The sequence below is a fragment of the Bifidobacterium mongoliense DSM 21395 genome (assembly GCF_000741285.1).
GTDB lineage: Bacteria > Actinomycetota > Actinomycetes > Actinomycetales > Bifidobacteriaceae > Bifidobacterium > Bifidobacterium mongoliense.
This window is the reverse complement of record NZ_JGZE01000038.1, coordinates 1-5,161: the sequence shown is the minus strand read 5'-3', so window position 1 is coordinate 5,161 and position 5,161 is coordinate 1. Positions and strand designations below refer to the sequence as shown.

2 pseudogenes are annotated in these 5,161 nt (G+C 68.6%); both read right to left on the bottom strand.

Annotated elements, in window-relative coordinates:
• Window positions 1-5,080 (bottom strand): annotated as a pseudogene (locus BMON_RS09040) (fatty acid synthase subunit beta domain-containing protein); the annotation flags it as partial.
• Window positions 5,031-5,161, bottom strand: a pseudogene (locus BMON_RS10745) (pyridoxal phosphate-dependent aminotransferase); the annotation flags it as partial. The pseudogenes BMON_RS09040 and BMON_RS10745, both read right to left, overlap by 50 nt.

Sequence of the window (5,161 nt, the reverse complement as noted above, 5' to 3'; positions counted from 1 at the left end):
GCCTGTGCGGCAGCGGCCGGAGCGGCGGGAGCCGCGGCTGCCGACATGTCCTCGTCGTCGATGTCGACGGCGGGATCGGTGTCGGTCATGTAGACCCGCGCCGCATCGCGGCCGAGGTTGTAGACCGTGACCTTACGACCGGAGAATTCGGGGAGGCGCAGCGTCTTGGTGCCCAAGTTGGCCAACGTGGGGGCGTTGCCCAGACCGACCTCGACGTATTCCTCGACGCCGAGTCCGCCATGGGCGGTGTCGTCGAAGAGCAGGGCCTGCGTCTCGATCCAGCGCACCGGCGAAGCGAACTGCCACGACAGCAGTTCCGTGAGGAGCAGGCGACCAAGCTTCTGCTCGTCGCGGGCGTAATCGTCCCAGACCTTCGGGTCGTCGAGCGCGGCCTTGATGCGGGCCGACGGGACCACCTTGAGGATCTCGGCGGCGAACTCCTTGGTCATGGCGAACGGCGTGGCCACGAGGTTGGGGAGGTAGCGGCCCACCAAACGCTCGTAGTCGATGTGCTGCGGCAGCAGCGCGTCGAGCTTGTCGCGGAACTCGGGCACGCCCTTGCGCAGCAGCGTCGAATGGAAGGGCACGTCGATGCCGGGAACCAGCATGAACGGCGGCTTACCGCCCGCCTCCTTGGCGCGCCTGCTCGCATCGGCCTGCAGCGCGTGCAGACCGGCGATGGTTCCGGCGATCGCGTACTGCTGGCCGGCGAGGTTGTAGTTGACGATTTCGAGGAACTCACCGCTGGCACGGGAGATCGACTCGACATAGTCCTTGACCTGCGCGTCCTTCAGCCCGAACTGATTGGGGCGCAGGGCTCCCATCCGGTAGTTCGAACGTCCCTGGGCATCGCGCTCGATGAGGTGGTGCATGGTGGTGCCGCGGTGGAACACGAGCTCGAGCACGGTCTCCAGCGGGATGATGCCGGCGAAGGAGCTCAGGGCGTTGTACTCGCCGAGCGAATGCCCCGCGAAGTACGCGGGCCAGACATCGCATCCCGCCTCGCGCAGACGCGCGGTCTGGGCGAAGGCGACGGTGGCCAGGGCCACCTGCGTGAACTGGGTGAGGTTGAGCAGGCCGTCGGGGTGATGGTAGGTCACGCCGTTGGCGGTCAGTTCGGTGGGGTTGTCGCGCACCACCGCGAGGATCGAGAATCCGAGACGGGTGCGGGTCAGCGCATCGGCGCGTTCCCAGGTCTCGCGGGCCGCCGGCGACTGGGCGAGCTCGTCGAGCACCATGCCCTGCTGCTGGATGCCCTGGCCGGGATAGACGAAGGCGGTGACGCGGGCCCGGGTGATCGCGGTGCCGCGGGAGATGATCTGGCCGTCGATGCGGCAGGTGACCTCGAGCACGGTGCCGGCGTGACGCATCTTGCCGATGCGCTCGACGGAGATCTCGACCTCGTCGTCCAACTGGACCATGCCGTACATGTTGTAGGTCCAACCGACGATCTGCGCATAGCGACCGTCGCCGTCCACGGCCTGGACCACATGCTGGGCGGTGGCGGAGAGCCACATGCCATGCACGAGCGGAGCCTTGAGCCCCGATACGGCGGCGCCGCGGTGGGAGGTGTGGATGGGGTTGAAGTCACCGGAGGTGCGCGCGAAGGCGGTCATCTCGTGGGGCGCCTTGACGGAGACCCGACGCAGCAGGCGACGCGGCGTGTCCGCGATGGCGGAGTCGTCCATGTCGTGCAGCTCGAGGTAGTCGCCGTAATCACCCGCGTTCTCGGGCAGCTCGTCGGAGTAGGAACGGCCGCGGATGGCGAAGCGCTCGGTCTCGCGAGCCAGCACCGTGCCGTCCTGAGCGGCATGCACGACGTGGATCGTCACGATGCGGCCCGAGGCGGATTCGCGGTACGGCTCGGCCCAGCTGGTCAGTGCGATGCGTTCGCCGACGTGGCTCAGCAGCTCCTGCTGGGTGGTTTCAAGCTCGATGAGGTGGTCGAGGTGCACCGCGTTGAGCAGGCCTTCGATCACGGGGAAGCCATGGACGTAGACCGAGCCGAGCGCCGTGTAGATGGCGGGCCATGCCGGCCCCACCAGGGCGTCGGGCGCGATGGCGGACGGCACCAGGTCGCCGGGCAGCGTGCCCGCGGTGGCGGCCTCGTGGTCGGCCCCGAGGTTGGCGGAAAGCGTGTAGTCGGTGCTGGCCTTGCCGAAGGGGTAGGTCTCGCGGTCCTCGACCTGTTCGACGACCGGCATCTCGGTGAGCTTGTCGCCCGTGATGCTCGTGTTGCCGATGCCGGCGGTGTCGGCCAGCATCGCGTAGACGTCATGGGGCAGGCGCTCACGGTCGACGACCGGGAACAGCCCGGACCGGGAGCCGTCGACGATGAGCGGGATCACGATGTCGCGCACGGCGTGCTTGTCCCGGCCGCCGTCCGTCTCGTTGTCCCAGAACGTGTCGAGATGGATATCCAGATCGAACAGATCGGCTCCGTCACGCTGGCCGTCCGGAACGATCTGGTAATGCTCGTCGGCCAACGCCGTGCCATAGGCGGGATTGTTGGTCAGATGCCCGACCCAGGAGATATGCGGGCTGGTGCGGATGAACTCCTCCGCGCTACGGGCACGGCCGAGCTGGGCGAAGACACGGGCGGTCTCGTCCGTGCCGGCCCCCTGCAGGGCGCGTTCGATGACGGCCTGCTCGAAACGGCCGAGGATGTCGCTGATCGGCTCGTCGACGGTCGTGATGCCGGCCACCGAGATGGGTCCGGGGATGGCGCGGACCGCGTCGGCGTCATACCGCGGGTCCTCGGACTGCCACAGCTGGTCCTGGCCCCACCAACGCAGCAGGTCGTTGTCATAGACCGGCACGAACGGCATGGGCTTGTGGTATTCGCGCACCAGCGTGGGGAACCACGCGACGTCGTTCGGCAGCACGATCGTGGTGGCCGCCTGCGGATAGCGCTCACCGAGACGGTCGATGGCGCCCTGCGGGTCGTCCTCGACGTCGGCGCGCGCACCGAACATGGGTTCGAATTCGCCCGATTCCTGGTCGCGGAGCCTGGCCTCGATGCGCTGCAGCAGGTGGAGGAAACGGTCGACGTAGGTGTCGTCGGCCCACGGGAAGGACAGGTCGGCGAAGCGCTGGGCCCACTGGATGTAGGTCATCGTGTCGACGTCGCCGAAGTAGGGGCGCGAGGTGGCGGCGAGCGCTTCGACGATCTCCTTGCGTCGGCTTTCGAGTTCATCGGGGTGCTTCATGACGCGCACGAGCAGGCGGCCGCAACGCGCCGAGGCGTTGTCGAGCTCGTAGATGTCGGCGTGCAGATGGCTCAGTCCCGAGGAGACGCCACCGACCGCATGGCCGGCGGGGACCCACCCCTCGCTCTGGGGGGCGAACGGATCGTCGTCCTCGTGGGAGGCGGGGATGCCGGGTGTCTCGACGAGCATGCGTTTGACCTGGGGACTCGTGTGAGCCTCCTTGGCGGTCATGGCCGCCGTGCCGATCATCACGCCGTCGACCGGCATGTCGGGCCGGCCGTAGACCTTCGACCACTGGCCGGAGATGTAGTCCGCCGCACGTGCGGGCGTGCCGATGCCGCCACCGACGACGAGCACGAGGTTATCGCATCCGCGCACTTCGGCGTAGGTGTTCATGAGCAGATCGTCGAGCGACTCCCAGGAATGGTGGCCGCCGGCGGAGCCGCCCTCGACCTGCGCGATGATCTTCGTGGGCGCGACCGCCTTGGCGATGCGCACCACCTGACGGATCTGATCGACGGTGCCGGGCTTGAAGGCCACGTACGGCAGCCCCTCGCCGACGAGCTTGGCGACGAGCGCCGTGGCCTCGTCCGGCTCGGGGATGCCGGCGGAGATCACCACGCCGTCGATCGGGGTGCCCGAGGCGCGTTTCTTCGGCACGATGCGCTGGGTGCCGAACTGCAGGTTCCACAGGTAGCGGTCCATGAACATGGCGTTGAACTCGATGGTGCGGCCTTCGTCGAGCTCCTCCTCGAGCTTGGCGATGTGGGCGTCGAAGACGTTGGCGGTGACCTGTCCGCCGCCCGCGAGCTCGGCCCAGTACCCGGCGTTCGCCGCGGCCGCCACGATCTCGGGCTCCACGGTCGTCGGGGTCATGCCCGCAAGCAGGACCGGCGCCTTGCCCGTGAGCTCGCTGAAGCGCGTGATGATCTTGTCGCCGGCGGGGGTGCTGACCACCTGCGGGGCGAAGTCGGCCCAGCGCTGGGTGCGTGCGGGCTCGGTCTCAAGGGTCGCGAGCGCGGAACGATCCGCGACGCTGGCCGCTTCGACGATGCCGACGCCGGTGCCTGCACCAGACCGCCGAGCATCTTGCCGATGGTCGTGCCGGGGCCCATATCGACGATCCACAGGGTCGTCGGATCATGGCGTTCGAGCAGCCGGTGCACCCGCGCCGCCCAATCCACATGGTTGACGAGGACCTCTTCGGCGAGCTGACGGGCGCGCTGCATGTCGAAGCCGCAAGACCCGGCCCACGATACGGCCTGCTCGACCGCCTGGCTCATGAGCGGGGAATGGAACGGCACGGTGACCTCGAGGTACTCGAGGACGGGCGTGAAGACGGAACCGCCGCGCACCTTGCGTTCGCGCAGGGCGGCCTGGTGGCGGTGCTCCTTCTCGGCCTCGACGGCGAACGCCGCCAGGTCCTCGGGATATCCGGAGAGCACGTGGTGGTCGGCCGCGTTGGTCACAGCGATCGACAGGGGGCCGCGCGGACGGTCGACGCGGTCGACGAGCACCTGGAGCTGCTTCGCCGTGGCGCCGCGCACCGACAGCATAGGGGTGGCCTCGCCGTCGTGCGGGTGCAGGCCCAGGGCGCGACTCTGGCGGGTGCCGGCGACGCCGATGAGTTCGGCGATGGCCAGGATCTGATCGACCACCTTGCCGGCGTCCTTCACGGACCCGGCGCGCTCGATCTCGCGCATCATATGCTCGGCGAGCACGCCCTGCGAGTGGCCCAGCACCTCGACCCGGCCTGCGGAGGTCAGGTCGTAGCCGAGTCCCTCGGCGTCGAGGATGGCGCCCAGCTGCGCGAGGGCGATGCCCGGCACGCTGGCGGTAGCGATGGTTCTTCGGATCGCGGCAGGCCTGGGCCGCGGCGTCGACCACATAATCGGGGGTCGGGAATTCGGCTCCCGGCACCGAAACCGATGACGTCGATGCCGGAGGCTTCA